At 72.6% G+C, this 2,051-nt stretch carries 1 protein-coding gene; it reads left to right on the forward strand.

What is annotated here, in order from left to right:
- The first annotated feature begins 504 nt into the window (after positions 1–504).
- Complete coding sequence (locus ACWGKI_RS20790) at positions 505–1,953, forward strand: ParB/RepB/Spo0J family partition protein (protein WP_452189576.1); 1,449 nt, start codon at positions 505–507, stop codon at positions 1,951–1,953.
- The last annotated feature ends 98 nt before the right edge of the window (positions 1,954–2,051 follow it).

The following is a 2,051-nucleotide window of genomic DNA, read 5'->3' on the forward strand; positions in this document are numbered from 1 at the left end:
GGGGCATGCCGCCCCCGGACCCCCGCCACCGCTGCAGCTCGAGCGAACCGGCGACCGAGCCACAGCGTGAACCACCGGTAGGCAGTGAGGTCCGGCTGCGCCGGATCGTTGGCCCGCACAGACAGGGCCGGGCCGGGTGAGCCGGCGGCGGGGGAGCGGCGCGAACCGATGCCGACCTGGCGGCCGGCGCCGAACGGCGGCCGCTGCGCGGCCCTGTAGTTCCGCGCTGACGCGCGGGCCGGCTGTGCCCCCTCCTGGCTTTCCATGATCGCCCGCGCGACCCTCCGCGCAAGCCCCGCGGCTGCGCCGCCGCCCGCCGCCGGAACTCGTGGGCCTGCGGTCGCTTCGCTCCCTGAGCTCGGCCCACGAGCCCCGCCGTCGGGCGGTGCCGGGGCTTGCACTCCGGGCCGCTTATGCGGGCGGTCATTCCAGCGCCAGGAGGGGGCGAAAAACGGTCCCGGACAGCGGGTGCCACCTACCTCCCGGCAGGAAGGTCGCTCACTCATGACGAGCACCACGAACACCGAGAACACCACCACCCGCGAAGGCACAGCCCAGGTGCTGGCCGAGGGCGTCGAGTTCGCCCACCTCGACCCGCGCACCCTGATCGTCGGCGCGAATGTCCGGACCGACGCCGACCTCAGCGGCGAGTTCATCGGGTCCATCAAGCAGCACGGCGTCATCCAGGCCATCCGGGTCCGCCGCGAGGCCGACGGCTCCCTGACCGTCCTGGAAGGCCAGCGCCGCACCCTCGCCGCGATCGAGGCCGGGCGCGCCACGATCCCCGCCCAGATCGTCACCAGCGACGACGACGAGAAGGCCCGCGAGGCACGCCGGATCATCGAGCAGTTGGCCGAGAACGACCACCGCGCCGACATGCGCGACACCCACCGCACCGCAGCGTTCCGGCAGTTGTCCCTCGAGTTCGGGCTGACCGCCGGGCAGATCGCCAAGCGCACCGGCACCAAGAAGGACCAGGTAGCCGTCACGCTCAAGGTGGCCGAGTCGAAGGTCGCCGCCGCCGTGCAGGCCAAGTACGACCTCACGATCGACCAGGCCGCCGTCCTGGCGGAGTTCGCCGACGCCCCGGAGACGGTCAAGGCACTGACCGCCGTCGCGGTGAAGGAGCCGGGACGCTTCGCGCACGAGGCCCAGCGCGCCCGCGACGATCGCGAGCGAGCCGAGCAGGTCGCCGCCGCCCGCGAGGCTCTGGCCGCCGAGGGCGTGGCCGAGGTCGAGGCCCCGTCCTACGACGACAAGAAGGTCCGCAGCCTGAGCGAACTGCGCCCCTCGACCGAGGCGGACCACGGCACGGACCTCACCCCGGAGGCCCACGCCGAGTGCCCCGGCCACGCGGCCTACGTCCGTTCGAGGTGGAGCAGCGTCAGCGTGGTCTACGTCTGCACCAACTGGCGAACCCACGGGCACGGCGACAAGTACGCCAGCGCCAGCCCGACGAAGTCCGGCCCGATGACCGACGAGCAGAAGGCCGAACGTCGCACGGTCATCGAGAACAACAAGGCATGGAAGTCCGCCGAGGTCGTGCGCCGCGAATGGCTGGCCGAGTTCGCCAAGCGCAAGACCGCGCCGAAGGGAGCCGCCGAGTACGTCGCCCGCGCCATCGCTACCGACACGTACACGCTGCGCCGCTCCGGCGAGGGTGGGCACCCTCTGGCCTGCCAGTGGCTCGGCATCGAGCGAGAGCCGGGGTGCTACGGGGCTGAGAAGGCCCTGAGCGCCATCCTCGCGAAGGTCACCCCGGCCCGCGCCCAGCACATCGCGCTGGTGCTGGCTCTCGCGGCCCGCGAGAAGGAGACCAGCACCCACACCTGGCGGAACCCGGGCGGTGAGCGGGGCTACCTGACTGCCCTCGAATCCTGGGGCTACACGCTCTCCGACGTCGAGCAGATCGCCCGAGGCGAGCAGGACAAGGCCGAGCGGCCCAGCAAGTAGAAGCACCGGTGGCCCGGCCCGAACCAGGGCCGGGCCACCCCCGGGTCGCCCCGTACTCCTGCTGGTCGGCATGGTGTCGCGGCCGGCCCATCGAGGGC

The sequence above is a fragment of the Isoptericola sp. NPDC055881 genome, from assembly GCF_053615895.1.